25 protein-coding genes and 1 pseudogene are annotated in these 26,851 nt (G+C 68.3%); 18 read left to right on the plus strand and 8 right to left on the minus strand.

Annotation, left to right across the window (positions count from 1 at the left end; translation table 11 throughout):
• Nucleotides 1-286 precede the first annotated feature (286 nt).
• The 14 genes from CN538_RS01380 to CN538_RS01425 all read left to right on the plus strand — a co-directional run bounded on the left by CN538_RS01380 (nt 287) and on the right by CN538_RS01425 (nt 14,154).
• Nucleotides 287-1,600, plus strand: a complete 1,314-nt coding sequence (locus CN538_RS01380; protein ID WP_106418309.1) for an MFS transporter — start codon at nt 287-289, stop codon at nt 1,598-1,600.
• Between the two features lie 168 nt (nt 1,601-1,768).
• Nucleotides 1,769-1,909, plus strand: coding sequence for a hypothetical protein (locus CN538_RS20140; protein WP_164999475.1), 141 nt, complete (start codon nt 1,769-1,771; stop codon nt 1,907-1,909).
• Complete coding sequence (locus CN538_RS01385; RefSeq protein ID WP_164999476.1) at nt 1,897-2,523, plus strand: IucA/IucC family protein; 627 nt, start codon at nt 1,897-1,899, stop codon at nt 2,521-2,523. The genes CN538_RS20140 and CN538_RS01385 overlap by 13 nt, the downstream gene beginning before the upstream one ends.
• Nucleotides 2,524-2,553: 30 nt before the next feature.
• Nucleotides 2,554-3,564, plus strand: a complete 1,011-nt coding sequence (locus CN538_RS01390) for an IucA/IucC family C-terminal-domain containing protein (RefSeq protein WP_164999477.1) — start codon at nt 2,554-2,556, stop codon at nt 3,562-3,564.
• On the plus strand, nt 3,561-4,526 hold the full coding sequence (locus CN538_RS01395; RefSeq protein ID WP_106418312.1) for a GNAT family N-acetyltransferase: 966 nt from the start codon (nt 3,561-3,563) through the stop codon (nt 4,524-4,526). The genes CN538_RS01390 and CN538_RS01395 overlap by 4 nt, the downstream gene beginning before the upstream one ends.
• Complete coding sequence (locus CN538_RS20640) at nt 4,526-5,632, plus strand: IucA/IucC family protein (protein ID WP_207233586.1); 1,107 nt, start codon at nt 4,526-4,528, stop codon at nt 5,630-5,632. Before CN538_RS01395 ends, CN538_RS20640 begins: the two co-directional genes overlap by 1 nt.
• Nucleotides 5,629-6,375, plus strand: coding sequence for an IucA/IucC family C-terminal-domain containing protein (locus CN538_RS20645; protein ID WP_207233587.1), 747 nt, complete (start codon nt 5,629-5,631; stop codon nt 6,373-6,375). The genes CN538_RS20640 and CN538_RS20645 overlap by 4 nt, the downstream gene beginning before the upstream one ends.
• On the plus strand, nt 6,368-7,657 hold the full coding sequence (locus CN538_RS01405) for a lysine N(6)-hydroxylase/L-ornithine N(5)-oxygenase family protein (RefSeq protein ID WP_207233588.1): 1,290 nt from the start codon (nt 6,368-6,370) through the stop codon (nt 7,655-7,657). The genes CN538_RS20645 and CN538_RS01405 overlap by 8 nt, the downstream gene beginning before the upstream one ends.
• Nucleotides 7,658-7,838: 181 nt before the next feature.
• The gene (locus tag CN538_RS01410) at nt 7,839-9,590 is read left to right on the plus strand and encodes an MFS transporter (protein WP_106418313.1); all 1,752 of its coding nucleotides are present in this window, start codon (nt 7,839-7,841) and stop codon (nt 9,588-9,590) included.
• A 175-nt stretch (nt 9,591-9,765) separates the two neighbouring features.
• The gene (locus CN538_RS01415; RefSeq protein ID WP_106418314.1) at nt 9,766-11,769 is read left to right on the plus strand and encodes a RecQ family ATP-dependent DNA helicase; all 2,004 of its coding nucleotides are present in this window, start codon (nt 9,766-9,768) and stop codon (nt 11,767-11,769) included.
• A 152-nt stretch (nt 11,770-11,921) separates the two neighbouring features.
• Nucleotides 11,922-12,815 carry a radical SAM protein gene (locus CN538_RS01420; RefSeq protein ID WP_207233589.1) on the plus strand — a complete coding sequence of 298 codons (894 nt, stop codon included), beginning with the start codon at nt 11,922-11,924 and terminating at the stop codon, nt 12,813-12,815.
• Nucleotides 12,755-12,982: a hypothetical protein gene (locus CN538_RS20650; protein ID WP_207233590.1), complete on the plus strand. Its 228-nt coding sequence runs from the start codon at nt 12,755-12,757 to the stop codon at nt 12,980-12,982. Before CN538_RS01420 ends, CN538_RS20650 begins: the two co-directional genes overlap by 61 nt.
• 207 nt (nt 12,983-13,189) lie before the next feature.
• The gene (locus tag CN538_RS20145) at nt 13,190-13,354 is read left to right on the plus strand and encodes a hypothetical protein (RefSeq protein ID WP_164999478.1); all 165 of its coding nucleotides are present in this window, start codon (nt 13,190-13,192) and stop codon (nt 13,352-13,354) included.
• A gap of 29 nt (nt 13,355-13,383) precedes the next feature.
• Complete coding sequence (locus CN538_RS01425; RefSeq protein ID WP_164999479.1) at nt 13,384-14,154, plus strand: DUF4130 domain-containing protein; 771 nt, start codon at nt 13,384-13,386, stop codon at nt 14,152-14,154.
• 254 nt (nt 14,155-14,408) lie between these two features.
• On the opposite strand, the gene CN538_RS01430 is transcribed toward CN538_RS01425, so the two are convergent.
• Both CN538_RS01430 and CN538_RS01435 read right to left on the minus strand, forming a co-directional pair.
• The gene (locus CN538_RS01430; protein ID WP_106418316.1) at nt 14,409-16,091 is read right to left on the minus strand and encodes a multidrug ABC transporter permease/ATP-binding protein; all 1,683 of its coding nucleotides are present in this window, start codon (nt 16,089-16,091) and stop codon (nt 14,409-14,411) included.
• Nucleotides 16,092-16,309: 218 nt separating this feature from the next.
• Nucleotides 16,310-17,215 (minus strand): LysR family transcriptional regulator, encoded by a 906-nt coding sequence (locus tag CN538_RS01435; RefSeq protein ID WP_106418317.1) that lies wholly within the window; start codon nt 17,213-17,215, stop codon nt 16,310-16,312.
• 273 nt (nt 17,216-17,488) lie between these two features.
• Here CN538_RS01435 and CN538_RS01440 point away from each other — a divergent pair, with 273 nt between their 5' ends.
• The 3 genes from CN538_RS01440 (at nt 17,489) to CN538_RS01450 (ending at nt 20,214) form a co-directional block, all read left to right on the plus strand.
• Nucleotides 17,489-18,514, plus strand: coding sequence for a zinc-dependent alcohol dehydrogenase family protein (locus CN538_RS01440; RefSeq protein ID WP_106418318.1), 1,026 nt, complete (start codon nt 17,489-17,491; stop codon nt 18,512-18,514).
• Nucleotides 18,515-18,657: 143 nt separating this feature from the next.
• On the plus strand, nt 18,658-19,539 hold the full coding sequence (locus tag CN538_RS01445) for an AEC family transporter (RefSeq protein WP_106418319.1): 882 nt from the start codon (nt 18,658-18,660) through the stop codon (nt 19,537-19,539).
• A 132-nt stretch (nt 19,540-19,671) separates the two neighbouring features.
• Nucleotides 19,672-20,214, plus strand: coding sequence for a hypothetical protein (locus CN538_RS01450; protein ID WP_106418320.1), 543 nt, complete (start codon nt 19,672-19,674; stop codon nt 20,212-20,214).
• Between the two features lie 252 nt (nt 20,215-20,466).
• Here the strand turns inward: CN538_RS01450 and CN538_RS01455 are convergent, their stop codons facing one another.
• The 3 genes from CN538_RS01455 to CN538_RS01465 all read right to left on the minus strand — a co-directional run bounded on the left by CN538_RS01455 (nt 20,467) and on the right by CN538_RS01465 (nt 23,367).
• On the minus strand, nt 20,467-20,847 hold the full coding sequence (locus CN538_RS01455) for a DUF4168 domain-containing protein (RefSeq protein ID WP_106418321.1): 381 nt from the start codon (nt 20,845-20,847) through the stop codon (nt 20,467-20,469).
• 182 nt (nt 20,848-21,029) lie between these two features.
• Entirely contained in the window at nt 21,030-22,325 is a 1,296-nt protein-coding gene (locus CN538_RS01460) for a pyridoxal phosphate-dependent aminotransferase (protein WP_106418322.1), read from the minus strand.
• 124 nt (nt 22,326-22,449) lie between these two features.
• Nucleotides 22,450-23,367: a MurR/RpiR family transcriptional regulator gene (locus tag CN538_RS01465; RefSeq protein ID WP_106418323.1), complete on the minus strand. Its 918-nt coding sequence runs from the start codon at nt 23,365-23,367 to the stop codon at nt 22,450-22,452.
• A 285-nt stretch (nt 23,368-23,652) separates the two neighbouring features.
• On the opposite strand from CN538_RS01465, the gene CN538_RS01470 reads away from it, so the two are divergent.
• Nucleotides 23,653-24,105 carry a DUF4174 domain-containing protein gene (locus CN538_RS01470; RefSeq protein ID WP_242495464.1) on the plus strand — a complete coding sequence of 151 codons (453 nt, stop codon included), beginning with the start codon at nt 23,653-23,655 and terminating at the stop codon, nt 24,103-24,105.
• A gap of 66 nt (nt 24,106-24,171) precedes the next feature.
• Here CN538_RS01470 and CN538_RS01475 read toward each other — a convergent pair whose 3' ends face one another.
• The 3 genes and pseudogenes from CN538_RS01475 to CN538_RS01485 form a co-directional block, all read right to left on the minus strand.
• Entirely contained in the window at nt 24,172-25,104 is a 933-nt protein-coding gene (locus CN538_RS01475; protein WP_106418324.1) for a 5-oxoprolinase subunit C family protein, read from the minus strand.
• A gap of 74 nt (nt 25,105-25,178) precedes the next feature.
• Nucleotides 25,179-25,891 (minus strand): annotated as a pseudogene (locus CN538_RS01480) (5-oxoprolinase subunit B family protein).
• The gene (locus CN538_RS01485; protein WP_106418325.1) at nt 25,888-26,640 is read right to left on the minus strand and encodes a 5-oxoprolinase subunit PxpA; all 753 of its coding nucleotides are present in this window, start codon (nt 26,638-26,640) and stop codon (nt 25,888-25,890) included. Before CN538_RS01485 ends, CN538_RS01480 begins: the two are co-directional and overlap by 4 nt.
• Between the last annotated feature and the right edge of the window lie 211 nt (nt 26,641-26,851).

Consider the following 26,851-nt stretch of genomic DNA (forward strand, 5'->3'; position numbering starts at 1 on the left):
CGGGGATCGCCTCCCGCCGAGCCGACGCCCGCCCGAGTGGTGGGCGTCGACCCATCATTCTTGCGTCCATCGTCATTCTTCCCGCGTGCGACGCCCTGAGCCCCTATCTCTCTGCAGGCGAACCCTCCACGCGCGACTAACCATCCACGCGCGACGAGACCCGTCGCGACGATGCCTCGCGCCAAAATCCTCGATACAAGTCCTCACGCAACGCTGCGTATCGCACGTTGACAGCCACTCCTGACATGATAATAATTCTTATTCTCAATTTTTCAGCGAGTGTTGCATGTCTTTACCTCCCCTGTGGCGCCTTGGTGCCTGCGCTGCCCTGCTGGGCCTGGGTCAGAACGGCCTGCTGGTGATGCTGCCGCTGCTGGTGGCGCACTTCGGGCTGCCGCTGTCGCAGTGGGCGGGGTTGATTCTGCTCGGGTCGATGCTGTTTCTCGTCGGCAGCCCCTTCTGGGGCGGCGTCGCCGACCGCCGCGGCGCGCGGCTGGTGGTGGTGCAGGCGCTGCTGGGCTATCTGCTCAGCTTTGCGCTGATCGCGGCCGCGCTGTGGGCCTCGGTGGCGGGGCTACTGGCGCCAATGGCGATGCTGGTGGTGCTGGCCGTGGCCCGGGTGCTCTACGGCCTGACGGTCTCGGGCATGGTGCCGGCCTGCCAGCAGTGGGCGCTGGCGTTGCACCCGGGTGGCGAGCGTCTGCCGGCGCTGGCCGCGGTCAGCGCCGGCCTCAGCAGCGGGCGCCTGCTCGGCCCGCTGCTCGCCGCCGCCAGCCTGAGCCTGTCGGTGTATGCGCCGTTCGCGCTGATGCTGGTGGCCGGGCTGCTGGCGCTGCTGCTGCTGCCCGGCGTGCCGCAGCCGGCCCGCGATACGGGTGCTCTCGATGGCGACGCTCTCGATAAGAACGCTCTGGATAAGCGCGCCATCGATAGCGACACGCGGCATAGCGCCGCTGCGCACTCATCGCAAGGTCTTGCCCACCGACTGCCCCCGCGCAGCAACCTGGCCTATCTGGCCATGGCGCTGCTGCTGGCGATGTCGGTCTCACTGATGCAGCTGGGTCTACCGGCCTCGCTGCAGCAGGCACTGGCGATCGATGCCACGCGCGCCGGCCACTGGATGGGCGTGCTGCTCTCGCTGGGGGCGGTGGGGGCACTCACCACCCAAGTCGGGGTGGTCCGCGCCCGCCGTCTGGAGAGCCGCACGCTGCTGGTACTGGGAGCGATGGGGCTAGCGCTGGGCTATGCCCTACTCGCCGCCACCGCTAGGTTCACACTCACGCCGGGGCTCTCTATCGGCCTCGGCCTGCTGTTCGCGCTCGGTGTGGTGCTGGCGAGCACCGGCGCCGCCCTGGCCGTCCCCGGCTATACCGAAGCGGCTACCCGCCACCAGGCCCAGGGCACCAGCGCCGGCCTGCTGAGCATGGCGCATACCTTGGGCTACGGCCTGGCGGCACTCTGCGTCAGCCTGATCGACCCTGGCCGCCTGCTGCCCCTGGCCCTGATGGCTGCCATCGCCCTGCTGCTGCTGATACCGCTAGCGCGCCGCGGGCGACGCGGCGCACGCACCGCCATCGCCCGGCACGGCGGCCACTCCTGAGGTAGGACGTCGCCAGCCAGTGACGTCACAAGCCAGAAACGCAACGACCCGAGAACACCACACGCCGGAAACCTCACACGATGATCCTGAATCAACACACTCAATTAATATGAATGATTTTTATTTGCCTTAGTATTCTCAACTGATTCTCGAAAAAGGAGTCGTCCCATGTCGAATACCACGCCCTCTGCGGCGGCCTCGCGCGTCGATCTCGCCGCGAGCTGCTTCTTCAATGCGCTGCTGCGCGAGTGCTCCACACTGGCGGGCTGGTCAGCGACGCGAGCGGCGAGCGCGCGGTGCTACCACTGAGCGACGGTGAGCTGCATCTGCACCTGCGCCACCGCAGCGCCAGCGGCGAGTGCCGCTTCGTGTGGCCGCCGCACCAGGTGCATCACGGCACATCGCAGCCGCTCGACTTCGCCGCAGCCCTGGATCGGGTGCTGGCGACGCCAGAACTGGTCGGCGAACTCGACGCCGAGTCCCGCGCCCGCTTCCGCGAGCGGGTACTGGAGAGCCGCGCCAACACCCAGGAGAGCTTAGAGGCGCGGGACGATCTGACCCGGCTGCAGCAGGGCCCGCTCAATTTCGTCGCCGCCGAGCAGGGCCTGCTCGCTGGCCACGCCTTCCACCCCGCGCCCAAGTCCCGCGCCCCCTTCACCGCGCAGGAGGCGCAGCGCTACTGCCCCGAGCACCGCGCCAGGGTCGGTCTCGCCTGGTGGGGTGTCGCCCCCGAGCGGGTGGTCGAGGAGTCCAGCCGCGACCGGGCGCCGCCGAGCTGGCCGCCGACCTGCTGCCCGCCGATCTGGCCGCGCGGCTGCCGGAGAGTGCGACCGGGCAGGCGTTCGTCGCCCTGCCCATGCACCCTTGGCAGGCCGGCACCTGCGCGCACAGCTAGGGGTCCAGGCGCTCGAGGCTGCGGGTGAGCTGGTGTGGCTGGGCGAGAGCCAGGCCGAGTGGTACCCACGTCATCGCATCGTTCGCTCTACGCCAGCGGCGTGCCGTGGATGGTCAAGGGCTCGCTCTCCGCTCGCCTGACCAATTCACTGCGTCTGCTCAGCGTCAAGGAGGTCACCCGCGGGCTGCGTCTGGATGAATGGATGCGCGATCTCGATATCGCCCAGCGCTTCCCCGGATTCAACGTGATGCAGGAGCCGGCCTGGCTCGGCTGGCGCGATGCCGAGGGAGAGGTGGATGCCACCAGCCTGGTGCTGCTGCGCGAGAACCCGCTGCAGCACGCGCCCAACGCCGAGGCGGTGGTGCTCGCCACCCTGACCCAGCAGCCGCTGGCGGCGGAGGGCGAATCGCTGCTCGCCGCCCGGGTCCGCGCCGCCGCCACCCAGCGCAACGAGCCGCTGGCCGAGGCCACCCGCGGCTGGTTCGCCGCCTACTGCGAGCACGTGCTCACACCGCTGTTCGGGCTGGTGGTGGAAGAAGGGATCGTGCTGCTGGCGCATCAGCAGAACATCGTGCTGCGCCTCGACCAAGGCTGGCCGGTGGGCATGGACTACCGCGACTGCCAGGGCAGCGGTGTGAGCGACCACTTCCTCGCGCGCCATCCGCAGCTGGCCAAGGCGCCGGAGAATCACTGGTCCCGCGACACCCTGCGGCGCTACTTCCTCTACTACCTGCTGATCAACTCCACCTTCGCCGTCACCAGCGCCCTGGCCGCCGACGGCCTGGCCGAGGAAGCGCTGCTGCTGGCCGACCTGCGCACCCATCTCGAAGGGCTGCGCGAGCGCCTCGACGGCGATCTCGACTGCCTGGAGCACGCCTTGAATGCCCCCGAACTGGAGGTCAAGGGCAACTTCTTCTGCTACCTGAGCGGCGTCAACGAGGCGACCCTGGGCAACCCCGCCCGCCTCTACCTGCCGCTGCGCAATCCGTTGACGCAGCCCCTCGCCGACTCTCTGGCGCCGCTGGCCGCGACGCCGAACGCCATCCGACTCACCGGAGCTCTCGCATGAACGCCACCCTGGAAGGCACCCTCGATACCCCGCTGGGCCATACGGATAATGCCGAGACGAGCCCTGAACGGACGAGCGCTGGCGCCCCCTCGCTCACGTTTCTCGCCGACCGCGCCGCGCGCCTGAACGCCACCGACGAGCGCGCCCCTCACTCGCTGATCGCCGCCCTCGACGCCGCCTTCGCCCGCCACCCGACGCTGGCGCTACTGGTGCTCGAAGACGCGGACTGGCAGGACCACCCGGACTGGCCGACGCTCCTCGCCACCCTGGGCGGCCCCCGGGTGCTGCGCTCAGTCTTCTATCAGCAGCCGTGGCACTGGCTGGGCCATGCCCCGACCACCCCGGCAGAGACGCCCTTCGCCCCCGAGCTGGGCCACCCCCGGCGCCCGGCCAAGCCGAGCGGCGAGATCTACCGGCGGCAGATGCCCAAGCTGGGCCAGACCTTCAGCCTGCGGGTGATCGAGCGCGAGCGCGACCTCGAACGCTTCGTGCGCTGGATGCACCTGCCGCGGGTGGCCGAGTTCTGGGAGCAGGCGTGGCCGGAGACGGAGCTGGCCGAGTTCATCGACCAGCGCCTGGCCGATCCGCACACCCTGCCGCTGATCGGTGAGTTCGACGGCCGTGCATTCGGCTACTTCGAGCTCTACTGGGCCGCCGAGGATCGTCTCGCCCCCTACTACCCCTGGGCGCCCTTCGACCGCGGCATTCATCTGCTGGTGGGCGAGGAGGACGTGCGCGGGCCGCAGTTCGTGGATGCCTGGCTGGGTGGGCTCAGCCACTACGCCTACCTGTCAGAGCCGCGCACCACTCGCCTGGTGCTGGAGCCGCGCCACGACAACCAGCGGCTGTTCCGCCACCTGGGGCGCCTCGGGCTGGAGCGTCTGCGCGACTTCGACTTCCCGCACAAGCGTTCGAGCCTGGTGATGGGCCAGCGCGATCACTTCTTCAGCGAGATTCTGTGATGCCCAGACCTTCGATGATGCACCCAGCCCCGGAGATGGCGGCGCTGGATGCCTGCCTGGCGCCGCACTGGGGTGCCGCCAACCGCGCGCTGATCGCCAAGATGATCGGCGAGCTGAGCTACGAGCGCATTCTCGAACCACAGGGCGACGATGCCAGCGGCTACCGCCTCGACCTGGATGAGCGCGGCAGCTGGCACTTCCGCGCGCGTACCAATCTCTGGGGCCAGCCGCAGGTCGACCCCGAGAGCCTGAACCCGCCCCCCGGGGCGAGCCTGGAGGCGGCCGACTTCCTGCTCGCGCTGGCCGCGCCGCTGGGCATGCAGGATAGCCAGGTCGCCGAGCATCTGGAGGACCTGTTCGCCACCCTGCGCGCCGACTGCCAGCTGCGCCAGGCGCGCCGCGGGCTCAGCGCCGATGCCGCCATTCGCCTGCCCGAGCCGCAGCGTCAGCGGCTGCTCGACGGCCACCCCAAGTTCCTGTTCAACAAAGGACGCCGCGGCTGGGGGCTGGAGGCGCTGGCGCGCTACGCCCCGGAGCATGGCCAGAGTTTCCAGCTGGGCTGGGTGGCGGTGGCCGCGTCCGCACTCGAAAGCGGCGGCACGGCCATCGATACCCCGGAACTGTTGCGCTCGGCACTCTGCGAGATCGAGCTGGGGCGGCTGCACCAGGCGCTGGCCGAGCGCGTCGACGCCCCCGCCGACTACCGTCTGATGCCAGTGCATCCGTGGCAGTGGCAGCGTTGGCTGGCGCCGCTGCACGCCGGCGATATCGCCCACGGCCGGCTGCACTATCTGGGCGAGTTCGGCGACCGCTACGCGCCGCAGCAGTCGCTGCGCACCCTGACCAACGTCAGCCGGCCCGCCAGATACGATATCAAGCTGCCGCTGACGATCATGAACACCTCCTGCTATCGCGGCATTCCCGGGCGCTATCTGCTCGCCGGCCCGGCGGCCTCGGCGTGGCTCAAGCGCCGCGCCGAGGACGACGCGGAGTTCGCCCGCGCGGGGCTGGAGATCCTTGCCGAGCCCGCCGGTGCGGTGCTGCCCCACGCCCAGTACGCACGCCTGGCCCAGGCCCCTACCGCTACGCCGAGCTGTTCGGGGTGATCTGGCGCGAAGCGCTGGCGCCGCGCCTGGCAGCCACCGAGCAGGCGCTGCTGATGGCCGAGTTGATGCAGCGCGACGAGCACGGCCGGCCCTGGCTCGCCGCCTATCTACGTGCAGCCGGGGCGGAGTCGCCGGCTGCCGCGGAGCGCTGGCTCACACGGCTGTTCGAGGTCACCGTGGTGCCGATGTGGCACCTGATGTGCCGCTACGGCGTCTCGCTGATCGCCCACGGCCAGAACCTCACCCTGATCCTGCGCGACGGCTGGCCCCAGCGCCTGGCGCTCAAGGATTTCCAGGGCGATCTGCGCCTGGTCGACGAGGACTTCCCCGAGGCCAGCGACCTGCCGGAGAACCTCACCGCGGTCACCGTGCGGCTGCCGCCGGAGAAGCTGATCCACGATCTGCAGACCGGCCACTTCGTCACCACGCTGCGCTTCATCGCGCCGCTGGCCGCCGCCTGCGGGGTGGATGAGACGCGCTTCTACCAGCTCTGCGGCGACGTGCTCGCCGCCTACCGGGAACGCCACCCGGCGCTGGCCGAGCGTTTCGTCCGCTTCGATCTGTTCGCGCCGCGCATCCTGCGCCTGACGCTCAATCGCGCCAAGTTCCTGCACGCCACCGACAACGCCAGCGAGCGCATGCTGGCGGAGATGGATCTGCACGTGGCCAACCCTCTGCACGGCGTGCGCCAAGCCGCGTCACGCGCCGAGGTCATCACATCACCGGAGGTGTCCGATGTCTGAACGCTCTACTCTCGATCTGGCCGGCGTGGGCGCTGGCCCCTTCAACCTGAGCATCGCCGCCCTGGCGGACTCGCGCCTGCCGCAACTCGCCACCCGCTTCTTCGAGCGGCGCCAGGCGCTCTCCTGGCACCCCGGCCTGATGCTGCCCGATACCCATCTGCAGACCGGCTTCCTCAAGGATCTGGTCACCGCGGTGGCGCCGGACAGCCGCCACTCCTTCCTCAACTATCTGGTCAGCCACCGGCGCTTCTATCGCTTCCTCAATGCCGAGCTGGGCAGCGTCAGCCGCGCCGAGTTCTCCGACTACCTGCGCTGGGTCGGTGAGCGCCTGGAGAGCGTGGCACTGGGCCAGGGGGTGCGCGAGATCGAGCTCGACGCCCACGGCTTCCGCCTGCGCACCGACAGCGGCGACTACCGCGCCCGCCACCTCTGCCTGGGCACCGGCAAGGCGCCGTGGATGCCTGAGTTCGCCACCGCACTGCGCGGCCCACACTGCCTGCACGCCGCCGAGATCGCCCATACCCGGCGCGACTTCTCCGGCCTGCGCGTGGTGGTGGTGGGCGGCGGCCAGAGCGGCGCCGATGTATTCCTGAATGCCCTGCGTGGCCACTGGGGCCAGCCGCGCTCGCTCGACTGGATCTCGCGGCGGCGCAACTTCGAGCCGCTCGACGAGACCGCGTTCACCAACGAGTACTTCACCCCCGGCTACACCAGCGCCTTCCACGGCCTGTCGCGGGCGGTGCGCGAGCGCGAGGTGGCGGCCCAGAAGCTGGCCAGCGATGGCATCACGCCCGCCGCCCTGCAGACCCTCTACCGTGAGCTCTATCACCGCTTCGATGTGCTCGGCGAGCCGCGCTGGGCGCGCCTGCTGCCGCACCGCAGCGCGGTGGCGCTAGCGCGCCAGGGCGCGGGGATGCGCCTGACCACCGAGCACGGCCTGGGCGGCGAGCGTGAGCGCTTCGACGCCGACGTGGTGATCTTCGCCACCGGCTTCTCCTCGCAGCTACCGGCGTGCCTGGCGCCGCTGGCCGAGCGTCTGCCACGCGACGCCCAGGGCGAGCTGGTACTCGGCCCCCACTTCGAGGTGGCCTGGGATGGCCCCGCCGCCCACCGGCTCTATGCGGTCAACGCCGGGCGCCACAGCCACGGGCATCGCCGAGCCGCAGCTGTCGCTGATGGCGTGGCGCTCGGCGACCATCCTCAACCATGTCGCCGGGCGCGAGGTGTTCGATCTCGCCGACAGCGACGGCCCCGTGGCCTGGCATCCGCTGGCGGCGCATAGCGAGGTGGTCGAGCAGCGCTGGGCCCAGGCGATTTAGGCAGCAGGACCCGAAAGCGCCGAAGGTCGGGCTGGACGGCGGCAGTAATCGACAGGATGCTAATATTTAGTCATGTGGGGCCCGCGGTGTGACACCGCGGGCCCGCCTGCGTTTTCCGATTCGCCCGCCGACAGCGAGCCCGCCATGCTGCAACCCGTTTCCCGCCAGAGCGATCTGACCCTCGAGCCCGACCAGACCCCGCCGCGCCCGGCGGATGTGAGCACCTTCGCGCCGCTCGGCGTGCCCGCCTTCCGCATGATCTGGATCGCCAACCTGTTCGCCAACCTGGGGGTATGGGCGCAGTCGGTGGCGGCGGCCTGGGTGGTCACCTCCAGCGCCGGCGGCGCACTGCTGGTGGCGCTGATCCAGGTGGCGGCGGCGCTGCCGCTGGTGCTGATGTCGATCGTCACCGGGGTGATCGCGGACAACTACGACCGCCGCAAGGTGATGCTGTTCGGGCTGACCATCGAGCTGCTGGGCGGCGCCTTCATCACCCTGATCGCCTTTCTCGGCCTGCTCTCGCCGACCCTGCTCACCTCGATCCTGTGCGTGTCGATCGGTGCGGCGATCACCACCCCGGCCTGGCAGGCGGCGGTCAACGAGCAGGTGCCGCGCAATCTGGTCTCCAGCGCCGTGCTGCTCAACAGCGTCAACTACAACGCCGCGCGTGCCATCGGCCCAGCCATCGGCGGGCTGCTGCTGGCGGCGGTAGGGCCGGCGTGGATCTTCCTGCTCAACGTACTCTGCTTCTGCGGCCTGCTCGCCGCGCTATGGCGTTGGAAGCGTGCGGTGGTGCCCAAGTCGCTGCCGCCGGAGCGGCTATGGGAGGGGGTCAAGGCGGCGCTGCACTTCGTGCAGTACTCCAGCGTCACCCGCCTGGTGATGCTGCGCGCCTTTATCTTCGGCATCTCGGCCAGCGCGATCTGGGCGCTGCTGCCGCTGCTGGCGCATCAGCACCCCAGCGGCAGCGCCTCGCTCTATGGCTACATGCTGGGCGGACTGGGGGTCGGCGCGATCGCCGGCAGCACCCTGGTCAACCGAGCGCGCCAGCGCCTCGGCAGCAGCCGCCTGATCAGCGTCGCCGCCATGCTGCTGGGCGGGGTGATGCTGATCCTCGGCGGGGTCGACCGACTGTGGCTGCTGGTCCCGGCGCTAGTGATCGGCGGGGGCTGCTGGATCGCCGCGGTCGCTTCCTACAACTCGGCGGTGCAGGTACTGGTGCCGGACTGGGTCAAGGCGCGCGCGCTGGCGCTCTACCAGACCGCGCTCTACGCCGGGCTGACCCTGGGCTCGCTGCTGTGGGGCCAGCTGACCGAGGGCGTCGGGGTGCATATGGCGCTACTGCTGGCCGGCGCACTGCTGCTGCTCTCGGCGCTGCTGTTCCTGCCTTCGCGGCTGCCCGATCTCGATGCCAGCGGTCTGATCGAAGCCCCGGAAGCGCACACCGAACGCCCGGACTTCGAGTTCGACCCGGCGCGTGGCTCGGTCATGGTGACCATCGAGTACCGTATCGATGCCGATCATCTGCGCGAGTTCGCCCGCGCGGTGCGCCCACTGCGCAAACTGCGCCTGCGCAACGGTGCCAAGCGCTGGTCGCTCTATCGCGATATCGTCGACCGCGACCTGTGGCAGGAAGTCTTCCTGGTGCCCAACTGGCTGCAGCATCTGCGCATGCTCGACCGCATGACCCTGGGCGACCGTGCGATCATCGAACGGGTCACCGCCCTGCATGGCGGCAACGAGCCGCCGCGGGCGCGCCACGGCGTCAGCTACCGCTCCTCACGCCATGCCCAGGCGACCCTGACGCCGAACCAGACCGAACCGCCCGATGAGCCGGCGATGGCCACCAATCCCAGCGCGGCCCCCTGGCCGCAGCGCGACACCCCGACGCCATAGCTCTTTGCGATAGCCCTTCGCGATAGCCGAGCGGGCACGCCGGCACTTGCCAGCGCGCCTGCCGTGTACGCCGCTGACACGGTAGCGACCTGCAAGCGTCATCCGGGCGTGCGATACTGCGCCCCCGCAGCGCCGGGCCCGGCCGCGCTGCATCGGCCAACCCAGGGAGCCCGACATGACCCAAGAGACCGCCCGTCAGACCCTGCAGCGCGTCTTCGGTTTCGACGATTTCCGCGGCGGCCAGGGCGCGGTGATCGAACGCGTCATCGGCGGCCGTTCGACCGCGGCGATCTTCGCCACCGGCGCCGGCAAGTCGCTCTGCTATCAGCTCCCCGCCCTGCACCTGCCCCACCTCACCCTGGTGGTCTCGCCGCTGCTGGCGCTGATGCAGGACCAGCTCGGCTTTCTCCAGCGCCACGGCGTGGCCGCCGCCAGCATCGACTCCACCCAGGACCGCGACACCGTGCGCGAGATCATGGAGCGGGCGCGGCGCAACGAGCTCAAGATCCTGATGGTCTCGGTGGAGCGGCTCAAGAACGAGCGCTTCCGCCACTTCCTGCGCCAGATCGCGATCTCGCTACTGGTGATCGACGAGGCCCACTGCATCTCCGAGTGGGGCCACAACTTCCGTCCCGACTACCTCAAGCTGCCCGACTACCAGCGCGAGTTCGACATTCCCCAGGCACTGCTGCTCACCGCCACCGCGACCCCGGCGGTGATCGACGACATGCGCGACAAGTTCGCCATCGCCGCCGAGGACGTGATCACCACCGGCTTCCATCGCCCCAATCTCGAACTGCTGGTCGAGCCGGTGCCGGCCGCCGAGCGCCTGGAAGCCCTGGCGGCGTGGTTGGCGCCGCAGCAGCAGCCGGGTGCGGCCGCGCCAACCATCGTCTATGTCACCCTGCAGCACAGCGCCGAGCAGGTCGCCCGTGATCTCAGCGCCCGTGGCATCGCCGCGCGGGCCTACCACGCCGGGCTCGATAGCGAGACCCGCGAGGCCATTCAGCAGGGCTTCATGCACGGCGAGCTCGCCTGCATCGTCGCCACCATCGCCTTCGGCATGGGCATCGACAAGGGCGATATCCGCAACGTGGTCCACTACGACCTGCCCAAGTCGATCGAGAACTACAGCCAGGAGATCGGCCGCGCCGGGCGCGATGGCAAGCCTTCGCGCTGCCTCACCCTGGCCGGCCGCGACGGCCTGCGGGTGCTGGAGAACTTCGTCTACGGCGATACCCCAGAGCGCGCCGGCATTCGCCACGTGCTCGGCGAGATCGCCGCCGCTGGCGCCCACCCGGAGCGCCAGTGGCCGGTGCTACTAAACACCCTCTCGCGCGACAGCAATGTGCGCCTGCTGCCGCTGAAGACGCTGCTGGTGCGCCTGGAAATGCACGGCGTCATCGCCCCACGCTACGCTTATCTGGCCGAGTACCGGCTACGCTACGTCGAGCCGGCAGAGACGCTGGTGGCGCGCTTCGAGGGCGAGCGCGCCGACTTCGTGCGGCTGATCGTCGACAACGTGCCGATGGCGCGCACCTGGGGCACGGTGGATTTCGAGCGCCTCTATCAGGCTGGGGCGGCGGCCGGCATCGACGCTTCGCGGGGGCGGGTGATCACGGCGCTGGAGTACTTCCAGGAGAAGGGCTGGGTGGTGCTGGAAGCCAAGCGCATGACCGATGTCTACGAGGTGCTGACGCCCGAGTTCGACATCGACGGCCTGAGCGACACCCTGCTGGCCGAGTACCAGGCGCGGGAGGCGAGTGAGATCGCACGGCTGCACGCCATGCTCGACCTGTTCGAGTCCACCACCTGCCTGACCTGGCGCCTTGCCGCCTACTTCGGCGAGGCCCCACCGTCGGGCTCGTCCGGCTGCGGCCATTGCTCGGTATGCCACGGCCGTATCGCCAGCCTGCCTCCGGCCCCGCCGCTGCCCGAGCCCGATGCGCAGACGCTGCAGCAGGCGCTGGCGCCGTTCATCGCCCGCCACCGCGATACCCTTGGCGAGGCCCCCGGCCCCCAGCGCATGGCGCACTTTCTGTGCGGGCTGGCGATGCCGCTGTTCACCCCGCTCAAGGCGCGCCAGCTGCCGGGGTTCGCGCGCTTCGAGGCCTACCCTTACGCTGATATCCGCACGCGCTGCGAGGCGCTGGCGGCGGCAGGCGAGACATCGGCCTGATACGCACCGGGCCTATGCGGAGACACGAATACTGTATGCAAAACCACTGTTTTTGAGTACAGTATTTAGCATCATGCTCCCCGATCGCGGCGGCCATCCTGACAAGGCCGGCCCGCCACCGGAGCTGCCGTCTCCCCTGCTCGAGGTGCGCCATGGAGCTGATCGACAAACTCTCCATCCTGGCCGATGCCGCCAAGTACGACGCCTCCTGCGCCAGCAGCGGCGCGCCCAATCGCAGCTCCCGCGGCAAGGGCGGGCTGGGCGCCTCCAGCGGCATGGGCATCTGTCACAGCTTCACCCCTGACGGCCGCTGCGTCTCGCTGCTCAAGGTGCTGCTGACCAACTTCTGCCTCTACGACTGCCAGTACTGCATCAACCGCCGCTCGAGCAATATTCCGCGCGCCCGCTTCTCGCCGGAAGAGGTGGTGCGAATCACGCTGTCGTTCTATCGCCGCAACACCATCAGCGGGCTGTTCCTGAGCTCGGGCATCATCCGCTCCAGCGACTACACCATGGAGCAGTTGATCCAGGTGGCGAGGCTGCTGCGTGAGACGCATCAGTTCCGGGGCTATATCCACCTCAAGGCGATCCCCGAGGCCGACCCCAAATTGCTCGAAGAGGCCCGGCGCTATGCCGACCGCTTGAGCGCCAATATCGAACTGCCGACGCTTGCGAGTCTCAAGACCCTGGCGCCGGAGAAGGAGCTGGGCACCATCCACTCGGCGATGGGGCAGATCCGCCAGGGCATCGATGCCGCCAACGACGCGGCCAGCCAGGACGCCAAGCAGCCGCCGCGCAGCGCCAACCCCAAGCGCCTGGCGCCGCGCTACGCCCCCGGGCGGTCAGAGCACGCAGATGATCGTCGCGCGCCGATGCCACCGACGATCGCACCATCCTGCAGTCCGCCGAGCAGCTCTATCAGCGCTTCCAGCTCAAGCGCGTCTACTACTCGGCCTTTAGCCCGATCCCCGAGCGCCCCGCGGGCTTGCCTCAGGCGGCGCCACCGCTGCTGCGCGAGCATCGGCTCTACCAGGCCGACTTCCTGATCCGCGGCTACGGCTTCGCCGCCGCGGAGCTGCTCGGCAAGCCGGGCAATCTGGAGCTGGAGATCGACCCCAAGCTGGCCTGGGCGCTGACGCATCGCGACACCTTCCCCGTCGATCTCAACCGCGCCGAGCCGGCGCTGATCGCCCGCGTGCCGGGATCGGCCTGAGGAGCGTACAGCGGCTGGTCGAGCTGCGCCGCCAGCGCAAGATCCGCTTTCAGGATCTGATCGCGCTGCGCTGCCGGTGGAGACCCTGCGCCCCTTCGTGGTGACCCAGGACTACGCGCCCCGCCGATGGCCAGCGCGACAGTGCCCGCCTGCGCCAGCAGTTGACCGCGCCGCAGCCGGCGCAGATGGCACTGTGGTGAGCCAGCGATGATGCCAGCTCCGTCAGCCGGTGCCATGCCCTGGGTGGTGCCCGCCGCGGACTTCGGCCAGTGGCGCGACGCCGCCCGGCGCCTACTGCAGGCCGGTGTGCCGCCGGCGGCAGTGGTATGGGGATACTCGCGAGGTCCAGGAGGATCTCTTCGCCAGCGCTGAGGCCGGCGCTCAGGCTGCCCGAGCCGAGCGTGGCGCCAGCGCCGGTGCGTATCGGCCGCGAGGACCTAGCCCTGCTCGAACGCGCCTCCCGCTATCGCAGCGGCGGCGACGAACAGAACCGCTGGGCCCTGCTCTACCGGGTGATGTGGCGCCTGCACCACGGCGAGCGCGACGCTACCCACGCCGCCGACAGCGATGGCCGCGTGCTGCATCAGCGCCGCATGCGGCAGCGCGAGGCGCACCATATGCACGCCTTCCTGCGCTTTTATCGCGACGCCACAAACGCAGACACGGCGGATACCCGGGGACCAAGGGCCCCCTGGCGGAGAGGATTTGCATGGCAGGGAGGATTGCCCCGGAGCGGAAGAGTCAAAGGCCAGCTTTATCGCCTGGTTCGAGCCGGCCACGATGTGCTCGATCTGGGGGCCGAGCACTTCGCCGACCGCCTGGGCGGCACGCCTTCCGATCGCCACCCCGCGCGGCGGCCGGGTCTGGACGGCCAGCGGCTGGATTACCGCACGCCTTGCCCGCCAGCCTGGACGGCCCGGGCCCGGGCGGCCCAGACCGCCGGCGAGGATAGCGAGCATGCGCTCTGGCGTACCTACTTCGTCAGTACCTCAATCCGGCGCGGCTCAATCATGGGTCATGACCCGCACATGCGCCGAGCGCTTCTGGCGTCATCTCAGCGAAGGCGACCTGATCCCCGAACTCGAGGCCCCGCCGCGCCACGGGGGCGCCGCCTGGCAGGAGGCGAGTGTCGGCGAGCGCAAGGGAAGACGCTGCCGCCAGCACGCCGCTAGGGAACCACTGCATAAATGCCTGCACGAGCGAATGACTACGTTGCGCGGTACTGGATCGCCAGCCCGGTCGAAGACTCGCCTAACCCCTTGTTATGTCTCGCGTGACGCGTTGCCTTCGGCAACTTGCTCTGACGGGCCGCCCTACGGGCGTTCTCTACGCGTTTGCTTCGAGTCTGCGTTCCGTGCGCCTTGCCCTTCATCTCGTTCGGCAATTTATTCAGCGCTTCCCGAGGCGTTGCACGCACAGGGTGCGCTCAAGGAGAGGCGGTATCGATCCGCGCCACCGCATCGCGGCTGGCGAGGTCGCGCGCCTCGCCGGTGAGTTCGAACAGCTGGCCGTCGCGCATCTCCAGCAGACGATCGGCTTCGGCGAAGTAGTGGTCGTCATGGCTGATGGCGAACACGGTGATGCCGAGTTCGCGGAAGCGCGGCATCAGCTCGCGGTAGAACACCCGGCGGAACTGCGGGTCCTGATCCGCCGCCCACTCGTCGAGCAGCAAGATCTGGCGCTGCTCGACCAGCGCCATCAGTAGTGCCAGACGCTTGCGCTGCCCCTGGGAGAGTTCGGTATCCAGCACCTGGCCGGCGTCCAGCTCGAGCTTGCGCGCCAGCTGCAGCGTTTCCAGCCAGTTGTCGAGCAGCGCCGGATCGGCCGCACCGCCGCGCGGCCCCATCAGGCGGTCGAACTGATGGAAGTCGGTATAGACCGCGGCGAAGCGCTGACGATAGCGCGGCCACTCGGCCTCGGTGACCGTCACGCCGTCGACCTGGATCTCACCCGCATGCGGCCGGTAGAGCCCGGTCAACAGCTTGGCCAGGGTCGACTTGCCGCTGCCGTTGCCGCCGATCAGATAGACCTGCTCGCCGCGGACGAGTTCGAGGTCGAGCGGCCCCACCGCGAAGCCCTCGCGCCCGCCACGCTCGGGATAGCGGTAGGTGACCCCGCACAGTGACAGCGTCTGCCACTCGCCGTGCTCCTCGACCAGATCGAAGGAGGGCCGGTAAGGCGCCAGTTCCAGCTCGCGCAGCTTGTCGAACGAGACCTGAGCGGTGATCAGGGTCGGCGTCGCCCCCACCGCCTGGATCAGCGGCGAACGCAGGAACAACAGCGTCAGCGAGAAGGTGGCAGCGACCGCGGTATTGGACCAGCCCAGACCGTTGGCGAGGAAGAACACCACGCCGATGGCACCGAGCATCATGATGTTGGTCCAGTTGCCGGCACTCAGATGGCAGGTGTCGGCGCGGATGATGTGGTCACGGTAGGTGCGGGCGTGGGCGTCATACACCTCTTCCAGCAGATGCCGCGCGCGATCGCGGTTGAGCGACAGCTCCTTGCGGCCGTGGATCACCGTCTCGTAGTCGCGATAGAGGCGGTCGTCGGTGGTGCGGGTGATATGGATATGGTGATAGACCTGCGACACCAGCCACCACCCCACCAGCATGGTGATGGCGATCCACACCGCGGTGACCATCAGCAGCGGCGGCGACAGCCAAAACAGATAGGCCACCGAGGCCAGGGTGATGATCACCCCCTGAACCAGCTCTGGTAGCCGCACGAAGGCGATGGTGATATTGCGGATATCGCTGGACAGGCTCGCCAGCAGATGCGCGCTGCCGAGCTGTTCCAGGCGTTCGATATCGGTGTCGAGAATGCGCTTGATCAGGCGCCCGCGCAGGCGATAGACGAAGTGATGGCCCAGCGTGGTGAGCGCCAGCTGCGAGCCCAGGGTCACCGCCAGCAGCAGCGCCACCAGGCCGATGAACGGTACCAGGGTGGTCAGCACACGGCTGTCGCCGGCGCCGGCTTCGGTGGCGATCAGCGCATGGTTGATGAAGGCGATCACGCCGATCCCCAGCGCCGCGCTGAGCAGGCTGAGGAGCATCACGCCGACGAACGGCCAGCGGTAGTGACGGAAGACGACGCGCAGTAGTTCCATGCCGATCCTGTGGGTGGCGAAAATGGCTCCGCCCGTGGGACGGCCGGCAAGCGCGAATGATTCTGATCTTCACTCGCAAAGTCAAGCCGCGCCCCGCGTCACCCCTGGAACGCTTTTCACCACCCCCTTGGAATGCCACGACCGATAGACGACGTGGGCTCATTCGTCATTCGCCCTGCTCCCGACGCCCATCGTCAGATGGGTGTGTACATGCACGCTTAATCGTCGGCGAACATCATCTGAATCCGCGAGCGCAGCCAGCGCTCGGCGGGATCGTTGTCGTAGACACTCTGCCACACCATGCTCAGCGGCGAAGGGTCGCGCGCCAGCGGTAGCTCGTCGACGCGCAGCCCGCCCTGGGCGGCGAGCACGTCGGCGGCGTAGTCCGGTACCGTGGCCAGCATGTCGGTCTCCTGCAGCAGCGAGGCGAGGCTGTTGAACTGCGGCACGGCGAGCACGATCCGGCGCTGACGCCCGTGGGCGGCCAGGAGATCGTCGACGTAGCCGTGCAGATCGCCGTCGAAGGAGACCAGCACATGGGGGCGTTCGCAGTAGTCGTCCAGGGTCAGCGCGCCAGGGCGGCCGTCGGCGCGCAGCACCTTGGCCCGGGAGCGGCGCAGGATCTTCTGCTTGGCGTTGGCCGGCAGATCGCGGGCGTAGCCGGCGGCGACGGTGATCTCGCCGGTGTTGAGCAGCTGCGGCATGAGGTGGAAGTCGGCCCGGCGCACCACCAGCACGATCCCCGGCGCTTCGGTACGCAGGCGCTTGAGCAGCGCCGGCAGCAGGGCGAACTCGATATCGTCACTGAAGCCGACGCGGAACACCGCTTCGCTGGTGCTGGGGTCGAAACTGCTGGTGCGGCTGAGCACGCTGGAGATCGCATCCAGCGCTGGCTGCAACTGGTCGTAGATCTCCAGCGCCCGCGCCGTGGGCACCATCTGGCGCCCGGTGCGCACCAGCAGCGGGTCGCCGAATACGTCGCGCAGCCGCCCCAGCGCGGCGCTGGTAGCCGGCTGGCCCAGGAACAGCCGCTCCGCCGCCCGGGAGACGCTGCGCTCCTGCATCAGGGTTTCGAAGACCACCAGTAGCTTGAAGTCGACACCACGCAGGTCGCTTCGATTCATCCCCCACTCCTTCGCCTAGCCCTTCGCATCGCCCGTCGCACAGCCTTTCGCCTTGCCCCTCGCCTGCCACCTCGACTCTCCCGCACCGCGGCAGCGGATCGCTCGCGCATGCCGGTTCCCCCGGCACATGGGTCCGAGGGTAGCGGCGGCGAACGCCAGCGTCTCGTCGCGGTTATCGATACGCGTTATAGCCAGTATCGATGATCGAGCATAGTGTGTCGCGGTCATCATCGATAGAGTCGAGCAACAGATTCGGAACGTCCGAGGTGTGCCATGTCACGCACGATACAATTTCAACGATTCGGCGGTGCCGAAGTCCTCGACATCATCGATTCCCCTGAGCGGGAACCTGCGGCGGGGGAAGTCGCGATCGCCACCGAGGCGATCGGGGTCAACTGGCACGATGTGCTGTGGCGACGCAACATGGGGCCGACCCGCGCCACCCTGCCCGCGGGTCTGGGCACCGAGATGGCCGGGCGTGTGGTCGCGGTCGGGCCGGACGTCGAGGCGTTTCGCCCCGGCGACCGAGTCGCCTCGATTCCCGCCTTCGACCCCAACCGCTACGCCACCTACGCCGAACATACCCTGCTCCCAGTGGAGGCGCTGATCGCCTATCCGAGCCAGCTCTCGGCGATCGAGGCGAGCGTGCACTACCTGCCTTCTCTGGTCAGTTGGCTCGGTTTCCGCGAGGTCGCCGCGCTGGAACCCGGCGAGACCGTACTGATCACCGGCGCCTGCCATATCGGCGGCCCCTACGCAGTGCAGGTGGCCCACGCTCTGGGCGCCCGGGTGATCGCGGCCACGCCCCATGAAGGCGCCATCGACTATTTGAAGACCCTGGGTGCCGACGCGGTGATACATACCGAGACCCAGGATCTGGTCAAGAAGGTGACCAAGCTCACCGACGGCCAGGGCGTCGATGTCGCCCTGGACGCCCTCGGTGGCCCCCAGTTCAACCTGCTGGGCGAGGTGATGGCGCCGCGCGGACGGCTGATCCTCTACGGTCTGCTCGGCGGCAACGAGACCTCGTTCCCGGCGCAGGCGGCATTCCGCAAGAACATCCAGTTCCATGTCCACAGTCTCTCCAACTTCAGCGGCAAGCCGGAGCTGGGCATTCCCCAGAATCGCCCGGCGCTGGCGCGGGCGATCGCCGACGTCGAACGCATGACCCTGGCCGGCGAGCTGCGCCCGCAGATCGACCACTGCTTCGATTTCGGCGAGGTGATCGAAGCGCATCGCTATCTGGAAACCTGCGCCAATCACCACGGACGCATCGTGCTCGAGGTGACGCGGAGCTGACCGCCGCCGCGGGGGCGGCGGCGGCGGCGGCGGCGGGGTGCTGCGAATTGACGCCGCCGCGGGATCGACGACAATGGCGCGCCTGGACCCTGCCGGCTTTTTTGCCCGGGTCGCATCGTCACCGCTGATGGGGAAACACCCGCATGCTCGCTCAACTCTTCGCCGTGATGGCGCCGGTACTGGCCGGCGCGAGCATCGGCTTCGGCTGGATTCGACTCGGCTACAGCTATCCCACCGAATTCGTGACCAAGCTGGTGTTCAACGTCGGTACCCCGGCGCTGGTGCTCGCCTCGCTCGCCAATGCCGACGTCGATCCGGGCGACTTCGGCATGACCCTGCTGGCGACCTTGCTGGTGCTCGCCGGGCTGGCACTGGCGAGCCTGGGCGTGGCGCGCCTGCTGAACAAGTCGTGGCGGGTGATCCTCGCCCCCATGATGTATCCCAATACCGGCAACATGGGGCTGCCGGTATCGCTCTACGCCTTCGGCCATGCTGGCTTCACCTACGCCATGACCGCCTGGGTCGCCAACGCTCTGATCCAGTTCACCGTCGGCATGATGATGGCGTCACGGGGGAACCCGTGGAAGGCGCTGCTGAAAAATCCCACGCTCTACAGCATCGCCCTCTCCCTGGTGTTTCTGCTCAGCGGCACCCCGCTGCCGGCCTGGCTCGGCAATACCGTGCATCTGCTCTCCGGGCTGACCATTCCGCTGATGCTGATCACCCTGGGGGTCTCGCTGGCCAGCATTCAGGCGCGCAACCTCTCCTCCGGATTGATCTTCACCCTGTGCCGGGTGCCCATCGCCCTGGGGCTCTCCTTCGGCATTGCCGCCCTGCTCGGCCTGCCGCCCCTCGCCGCCAGCGCTCTGGCGCTGCAGATGAGCATGCCGGTGGCGGTCTACAACTATCTGTTCGCCCAGCGCGCCCGGCGCGAGCCGGAGTATGTCGCCAGCCTGGTGTTCTGCTCGACGCTGCTGGCGTTCGTTTATCTGCCGCTGGAGCTGGCATTCCTATTGCCGAGCTAAGCTCGCAGGCACCTTGCAAAGGCCCACTCAACGACTATATTACAGTACGTAATCTGACGGTTTTTCAAAGCATTACCGCGGGTTGCGACGAATATTGGTTCGTCAATGGAGCCTTCAGGCAAGGAGACGAAGATGCAAAAACTGTCATGGAAGCAGACTCTGGGTGCCGCCGCGCTGGTCGCCGGCTCCGCCGCCATGTCCCAGGCCGCCGTGGCCCAGGACACCGCCAAGCACGATCTGCAGGGCCTCTACTCCGCCGGGGAGCTGATGGACGCCGACGTCTATCTGAAGAGCGCACCCAAGGATGACATCGGCGATGTCGAAGACATCCTGCTGGGCGAAGACATGAGCGTTCAAGCGCTGGTGATCGAAGCCGGTGGCGTGCTCGACATGGGCGATCGGGAATTCGTGGTCCAGAAAGGTGACTTCACCGTCGAGACGGTCCACGCCGACAATCTCGACGACATCGAGTATCGCGTGGTGCTGGATCTCGACCAGGGTGCACTGAAGCAGCAGCCCGAGTACACCAACGACTGGTGGCAGCAAGCCAAGACCAATGCCGCGCAAGCTTGGGAGCAGACCAAGCAAGGCGCCTCCAGTGCCTGGCAGAGCACCAAGGAAACTACCTCCAACCTGCTGCGTGATGCCAGCAACGCTATCGACGGCAACAACTGAGCCGTCGTCGCAGCCCATGAAGATGAAATGACATCATGTGTTGCCGAAACCAGACCGCCGATCCTGCGATCGGCGGTTTTTTTTGTGCTTCACGGACGTCCGGGGGCGTCGCCGCTGAACCCGGCCCTGCCCGCCCCCATGACCAGGCGCTGGCATCTCAGACCTCCAGCGCCCCAGAACAGAACGCCAAAAACGGAGCGCCCCGCCCCGGGAAATCCGAGGCGGGGCGCTCGAGGCGCTGGTGAGCGTCGCTTACTGCTTCTTCTGCACCATGCCCTGCACCCGCTGCATCAGCTGCGGGTCCTGCTGGATGGCTTGTCCGATGGCGTTGAACTGCTCGACGCTCATCTCGTTGTCTTTCACGGCCTGAACCATCTCGTCATTGGCCTGCTGGCGAATCTTCTGCTGCTCGCCCTCGTCGGAGGCATTTTGCAGCTGCTCGGTGTAGTCCTGCGAGATCGAGGCGATCTGCTGCGAGGCGTCAGCGAAGTGCTGTAGCTGCGCGTCGGAGAAGTTCTTCGCCGGCGCCTGGGTCTTGGCGGCGCTGTCGGCGGTGTCCTGGGCCATGACCGGGGCGCTGGCCAGACCGGTGGTCATCATGGCTGCCGCGAGAAACGCAGTGATCCGTTGCATTCAATCCTCCAGAAGTCGATTTGCTGCATGTGCCTAGTTGGGATGCCGCACAAGGCCGAGAGTTCCCGTAGAAAGTGTTTCTCTCGGCAATGAAATGTGTCCTGCGATTTCTGGCAGGCCGAGAAAACGCTGCGGCCAGCGGCCAGCAGCCTCGCCCATGCCGTTGGCGGCAGACACCCTTCTCAGGATAGCCACTCCACGAGGGCATGGATACCGTCGCGGACCCGGGCCAGGGCCGCCACCTGCAATGGCGCCTCGAGCCGCGCCGGGTCCTGCCCCAGCAACTGTTCGCCGTCGAAGTCGACATAGGCCAGCCTGGCGCTCAGTTGCTCCGGCGCACAGCCGAAGGCCGATCCCGGCAGCAGCGCCACACCGGTCTCCTCGAGCAGGCGGGCAGTGAGCTCGGCACTGGTATGAATGCCGCGTGCCGCGAGCCTGTCACGCTGCGCCTCGAAGTCGGGGAACAGATAGAAGCCGCCGTCCGGGGCGTGGGTGCGAATGCCCGCCGCATTGAGCTCGGCGCTGCACCACTGCCCGATCAGCGAAAGCCAGGCGCGCTGACGCTGCAGATAGGCGGCGAGCTGCGGCGTATGGCGGTAGGCGACACAGGCCGCCTCCTGCACCGGGCTGGCCACGCTCGACCAGGTTTCGGAGGCTATGCCCAGTAGCCGCGCCATCAGCTCCTCGCCCAGCGCCGGCGGTACCTGCATCACACCGAGACGCCAACCACCGGCACCACACCACTTGGAGAGACCGCTGGTGGTCACCGTGGCCTCGGGATAGTCGCGGGCGAACGCCCGGTGGGCGCCCTGGTGATGCAGCGGGGCATAGATCTCGTCGGCCAGCACGATGATGCCATGGCGTCGCGCCACCTCGGCCAGCGCCGCCTGATGGTCGGCGTCCGGCGACAGTCCGGTGGGGTTGCCCGGCGCGTTGAGGATCAACAGCCGGAGGCGCGGGCCGCCGGCGCGGCAGTGTTCATCGAGCTGCTGCGGCGAGATCTGCCAGCGCGAGGCGAAGCTCGCCTCCAGCTTGACTGCGGGCTGCCCCGCCAGGCGTGCCTGGGGCGCATAGGAGACCCAGGCCGGCGCCGGAATCAGGATCTCTGCCGCCGGCAGCGCCTTGATCAGCGCGAACAGCAGCAGCTTGCTGCCGGGGCCGATCAGCACCCGCTCCGCCAGCCACTCGGTGGCATCCAGCTCGCGATGGAACGCTGCTACCTGCTCACGCAGCGCCGCCAACCCCTGCACCGGCAGATAGGCCTTGCTGGCGGCGTGAGTGGAGAGCGCCTCCACCGCCGCTCCGAACACCGGGAACGGCGACTGGCCGAAACCGAACTTGACGATCCGCTGCCCCTGCGACTCGCGCAGGCGTGACTGTTCGTTGATCAACAGCGTATCCGATGCTGGTGTGGCGTTGACATCTTGCCGGTAGGCGGTGGCCAGGTGCTCGCCAGCGAGCCCGGGAGAGGCGGTCATGCGCAGATGGCTCCTAGATAGATGAGTGTCAGGTGGTCGGATGCAGCGTCATTGGATACAAGGTGATGCGGTGGCACATGATGCTGTGGACGGTGATACCAGGGATCGCGACGGCGGCCCCGGCTCACTCCACCTGCCAGCGCGCGATCATGGCTTCGCGACGCCGGATCGAGGCCACCGCGTCGGCGCCCATCTCATGCGCCATGCACGCCAGCAGCGTCTCGAGGGTGACGAACAGACTGCCCATGGGGTTGAAGAAGAACGGCCCCTGGGCCTGGGCCACCAGCGTCAGCCAGGCCATCTCGGCCAGGCGTGACGCAGGGTGGTTGGTCAGCGCCAGCAGCCGCGCGCCCTGCTCCTGCGCCTGCTGGCAGCAATCCACGCTGACCCGGGTCTCGGGACGGTAGGCGATACCCACCACAAGATCCCCCTCGCCGAGTTCCCGCGCCAGTTCCAGATTGGTGCCACCGAGGGAGTCGACCAGACGTACGTCGCTGCGCAGATAGCCAAGGTAATAGGCGAGATAGTGGGCCCCGGCGAAGCAGGCACGCTGCCCGACCACATGGATGCGCCGCGCCTCGATCAGTGCCTGCACCGCCCGCGCCAGATTCTTCTCGCTCAAGTGCTCCCGCGTCCGCGCCAGGTTGATCGACTCTTCGTCCCACAGCTGCTGCTGTTGCGGGCCCCGGGCCTCGCTCGCGGCGCTGTGGCTGAGATCGAGCAGGCGCTCGGCGCGGGTGGAGTAAAAGGCCCCGCTGGCGGCATCGGCGCGGAACAGTGCCTGCAGCGCCTTGAAGCCGCCGAGCTCCAGGGCATGCGCCAGACGAGTCAGGCTGGAGGCGTTGACCCCGTTGCGCTCGGCCAGTGCCGAGATGCTCAAGCTGGCGGCCGGCTCGGGGGCGCCCAGCAGTTGCTCCAGCAGCTTGAGCGCGCCCGGTGTGAGCTTGGGGGCCTGAGCCTCGCAGCGGCGTGCGGCGATCGCCAGTGCCTGCAGGGCAGCGATGGAGCTGGGTGGCATCTCGAAAGCGGTGGTGGCGGTCATGACCGTCCTCCCTGTGATGAAGTGACGCTAACCCCTTATTTCCTTTTCTGCAAATTTATTTGCAAACCTGCAGCGATGAGGCGCTCTCCCCGCCGCGATGTAGACACGCTAGGCTGTATCCAGACACGTCATCGTCAGATAGTTGTCACGCGCCTGGACGCTACCTACACACTCATGGTCCAGGTTGATGATTCGCGCCACCCCACCTTGGGCCTGTCGAGATTTCTCAGGCGAGCCACGATGAGAGATCTCGACGCGCCCGACCCAACCCAGGGAGAGACAGCCATGAAAGCCTGGTGGATCGCCACCCTCGCGCTGGGTGCTGCCATGTTCATTGGCGGCGCCCAGGCACAGACCACACAAGGCGCCGACCCGGCCAACCCGTTGATCACCGATCGCTGGCAGTTCCGGCCGCTGATCGTGGTCACGCCCGACGCCCAGGCGCCCGCCTACCGCAACCTGCGCCGCCAGCTGGCGGCGAGTCAGGCGCAGTTCGACGAACGCGAGATGCTGCTCTACACGGTGGAGGGTGACCAGGGGACGCGCCACGGTGTGGCAATGACACCCTACGAGACCCGCGCACTGATCGAGGCGCTCGGGGTCGACCCGAGCCAGGGCGTGACCACCATTCTGGTGGGGAAGGATGGCGGCAAAAAAGTGGAGCTTAAGGGCGAGGTCGATCTACAGCAGATCTACGACACCATCGATCGCATGCCGATGCGGCGCGCGGAGGGTTGATCGCTGTCTGCGGCACCCCGACCACCACCGGAGTGCCGCTCTCTCGACATCACTGCCCGCTCGGGATCACTGCCAGCGGGCGAGCTGGGCCAGATAGTCGCGTCTCGCCCGCTGCGGCGTGACCGCCGCGAAGCGCACGCTATCCCCCGGCTGGCACTGCGCCAACCGCGCGCAGGCGAGTGGCGACAGCGCGCCCAGCCGGGGGTAGCCGCCCACCGTCTGGCGGTCGTTGAGCAGCACGATCGGCTGCCCGTCGGGCGGCACCTGGACCGCACCGAGAGGAATACCCTCCGAGATCATTCCCCCCAGCCGGCAGCGCAGCACCGGCCCGGTGAGTCTCACCCCCATGCGGTCGGCGCGACTGTCGACCTGCCATGTGCGATTGAAGGCCTCGAACAGGCTGGCACCGTCGAAATGCGCGATCTGGGCACCGGTGACCAGCGCCAGCGGCAGATCGGCGGCGGTCGGATCCGGTGGCGTGTCGAGCCGGCGCGGCTGGCACTCGGCGTGGCGGGCGATGAGTCGATCCCCCTTGGCCAGCGCTCGGCCCTGGCCGTCGAGACCGCCCAGCTGTTCGCGCATCACGCTGGCGAGGCTGCCCATCACCGGTGCGGCGGCGATGCCGCCGGGCAGCGCCAGATACGCCCGCAAGCCGTGGACGGGCCGTTCGAACACCAGCCGCTGGCCAGGCTCGATGACGAAAGCGGTGTAGGGCGCGATCGGCGTGTCGTCGTGCCGCGCGCCCAGGTCCGCCCCCGCCAGCGCCAGCGTCAACCGCGACTCTGCCTCCAGCGTCAGCCCGCCAACCGCGATCTCCAGACCCGCTGCGGTGGGCGCATTGCCGAGCAGCCAGTTGGCCCAGCCCAGCGATACCCAGTCGAGCGCACCGCCCTGGGTCACCCCCAGATGGCGCACGCCGAAGCGCCCGTGATCCTGCACCAGCGCCTGGGGCCCGGCTTCCGCCACCACCAGCGCACCGCCCTTCGCTTCCCGCACCATGTGCGCCCCTGTCTGCTGTCCGGCCGTCGGCGGTGCACTTGTCTGCCGACCTGGCGCATTGTGTGACCCGGCCATCAGCGCTCCTCCATCGGCGTGACGTCACCGCCCTGATCAATGAAGGTGGCGCGATCGATCGCTTCGAACCGCACCCGGTCGCCGGGTTGGAACAGGCTGATCTCCTCTCGCTCGCGGTCGAACAGCTTGACCGCGGTACGCCCCAGGATGTTCCACCCCCCCGGCGAGCGCATCGGATAGATTGCGGTCTGACGCTCGGCGATGCCGACACTGCCCGCCGGCACGCGCTGGCGCGGTGTCTCGAGCCGCGGCGTGGCCAGCGACTCCTCGACCAGCCCCATGAAGGCGTAGCCCGGCGCGAAGCCCAGGGCGAAAGCGCAGTAGTCCCGCGCGCAGTGGCGGCGAATCACCTCCTCGGGGAGATATCGAGACGCGCGGCGATGGTCTCGAGCTCCGGGCCGACGCTGGGGTCGTACCACACCGGAATCACGTGCTCGCGTGCTGTGCTCGCCGCCGCCGGGGCGAGACCATCGAGGGCCGACAGCGCCAGCTCGCGCGCCTCGGCGTGGGTCAGCCGGGTGACGTCGTAGTGGATCAGCAGCGTGGTATAGGAGGGCACCAGATCGATCAGCGCGGCGCCGAAACGCTCGCGCAGGGCGCTGTCAGCGGCCAGGGTCCAGGGCATTTTGGCTTCGTCGATACGCGAGAACAGACGCACCATCAGCGCATCCATGGCGACGGTCTCGAGCCGCGGCGTGGGTGCCTGGCTCATGCGTCCTCCAGCGCCTGGAACGCCTCTCGGATCGCCTTGACCGCGGCCACCGACTCGGCGTTGTCGCCATGCACGCAGAGGGTATCCGCGGCCAACGTCAAGGCGCTGCCATCGCTGGCGGTGAGCGCCTCGCCCCGAGCCAGGGTCACCGCCTGGGCGACGATCGTCTCGCGCGCATGGTGGACCGCACCGGGCTGGCGCCGCGAGACCAGATGGCCATCGGCGTCGTAGGCGCGGTCGGCGAAGGTCTCGAACCACAGCGTCACGCCCATCTCTTCCGCCAGCGCCCGTGCCGGGGCGGGGTCGGCGGTGGACATCACCAGCAGCGGCAGCTCACGGTCGTAGCGAACGATGGCGCGCATCGCCGCGCGCAGCAGCTCAGGGTCGCGGGCCATGTCGTTATAGAGCGCGCCGTGCGGCTTGACGTAGCTGACCCGCCCACCCTCGGCCCGGCACAGCCCTTCCAGGGCGCCGATCTGATAGAGCATCAGGTTCTCCACCTCCGCCGCCGAGCAGGCCAGCGAGCGGCGGCCGAAACCGACCAGATCGGGATAGCCAGGATGCGCGCCGATGCGCACGTCATGCGCGATCGCCAGCGCCACCGTGCGGCGCATGACGTCAGGATCGGAGGCGTGGAAGCCGCAGGCGATATTGGCACAGTCGACGTAGGGCATCGCCTGTTCGTCGAGCCCCAGGGGCCAGTTGCCGAAGCTCTCGCCCATGTCGCAGTTGAGCAGGGGGACGCGCATCGAATCACCTCTTGGCTGTCGTCATGACTCGCTGTCGTGACTTGTTGTTATGGCTTGTCGTTATGGCTTGTCGTTATGGCTAGCGGTGATGACTTTGCGTTATCACGCTGGGTCGTGCTGCCTGATGGCACTGTAAGAAAGCGCTGACGTCAGGGTCCAATCGTTTTTCGCGATGCGCAGTATCGGCGCAACCTTTCATGCCCGGGGCCTA

Origin of the sequence: Salinicola tamaricis, assembly GCF_003006155.1 — a bacterium.
In the GTDB taxonomy this organism is placed as follows: domain Bacteria; phylum Pseudomonadota; class Gammaproteobacteria; order Pseudomonadales; family Halomonadaceae; genus Salinicola; species Salinicola tamaricis.

What these genes read in the sequence shown, in the direction of transcription:
- CN538_RS01470 (WP_242495464.1), top strand. Translation starts at nt 23,653, where the DNA reads ATGAAAGCCTGGTGGATCGCCACCCTCGCGCTGGGTGCTGCCATGTTC.
- CN538_RS20145 (WP_164999478.1), top strand. Translation starts at nt 13,190, where the DNA reads ATGATGCCAGCTCCGTCAGCCGGTGCCATGCCCTGGGTGGTGCCCGCC.
- CN538_RS01420 (WP_207233589.1), top strand. Translation starts at nt 11,922, where the DNA reads ATGGAGCTGATCGACAAACTCTCCATCCTGGCCGATGCCGCCAAGTAC.
- CN538_RS01395 (WP_106418312.1), top strand. Translation starts at nt 3,561, where the DNA reads ATGAACGCCACCCTGGAAGGCACCCTCGATACCCCGCTGGGCCATACG.
- CN538_RS01475 (WP_106418324.1), bottom strand. Translation starts at nt 25,104, where the DNA reads ATGGTGCGGGAAGCGAAGGGCGGTGCGCTGGTGGTGGCGGAAGCCGGG.
- CN538_RS20140 (WP_164999475.1), top strand. Translation starts at nt 1,769, where the DNA reads ATGTCGAATACCACGCCCTCTGCGGCGGCCTCGCGCGTCGATCTCGCC.
- CN538_RS01405 (WP_207233588.1), top strand. Translation starts at nt 6,368, where the DNA reads ATGTCTGAACGCTCTACTCTCGATCTGGCCGGCGTGGGCGCTGGCCCC.
- CN538_RS01380 (WP_106418309.1), top strand. Translation starts at nt 287, where the DNA reads ATGTCTTTACCTCCCCTGTGGCGCCTTGGTGCCTGCGCTGCCCTGCTG.
- CN538_RS01465 (WP_106418323.1), bottom strand. Translation starts at nt 23,367, where the DNA reads ATGACCGCCACCACCGCTTTCGAGATGCCACCCAGCTCCATCGCTGCC.
- CN538_RS01440 (WP_106418318.1), top strand. Translation starts at nt 17,489, where the DNA reads ATGTCACGCACGATACAATTTCAACGATTCGGCGGTGCCGAAGTCCTC.
- CN538_RS01445 (WP_106418319.1), top strand. Translation starts at nt 18,658, where the DNA reads ATGCTCGCTCAACTCTTCGCCGTGATGGCGCCGGTACTGGCCGGCGCG.
- CN538_RS01430 (WP_106418316.1), bottom strand. Translation starts at nt 16,091, where the DNA reads ATGGAACTACTGCGCGTCGTCTTCCGTCACTACCGCTGGCCGTTCGTC.
- CN538_RS01450 (WP_106418320.1), top strand. Translation starts at nt 19,672, where the DNA reads ATGCAAAAACTGTCATGGAAGCAGACTCTGGGTGCCGCCGCGCTGGTC.
- CN538_RS01410 (WP_106418313.1), top strand. Translation starts at nt 7,839, where the DNA reads ATGCTGCAACCCGTTTCCCGCCAGAGCGATCTGACCCTCGAGCCCGAC.
- CN538_RS01415 (WP_106418314.1), top strand. Translation starts at nt 9,766, where the DNA reads ATGACCCAAGAGACCGCCCGTCAGACCCTGCAGCGCGTCTTCGGTTTC.
- CN538_RS01435 (WP_106418317.1), bottom strand. Translation starts at nt 17,215, where the DNA reads ATGAATCGAAGCGACCTGCGTGGTGTCGACTTCAAGCTACTGGTGGTC.
- CN538_RS01485 (WP_106418325.1), bottom strand. Translation starts at nt 26,640, where the DNA reads ATGCGCGTCCCCCTGCTCAACTGCGACATGGGCGAGAGCTTCGGCAAC.
- CN538_RS01455 (WP_106418321.1), bottom strand. Translation starts at nt 20,847, where the DNA reads ATGCAACGGATCACTGCGTTTCTCGCGGCAGCCATGATGACCACCGGT.
- CN538_RS01460 (WP_106418322.1), bottom strand. Translation starts at nt 22,325, where the DNA reads ATGACCGCCTCTCCCGGGCTCGCTGGCGAGCACCTGGCCACCGCCTAC.
- CN538_RS20640 (WP_207233586.1), top strand. Translation starts at nt 4,526, where the DNA reads ATGCCCAGACCTTCGATGATGCACCCAGCCCCGGAGATGGCGGCGCTG.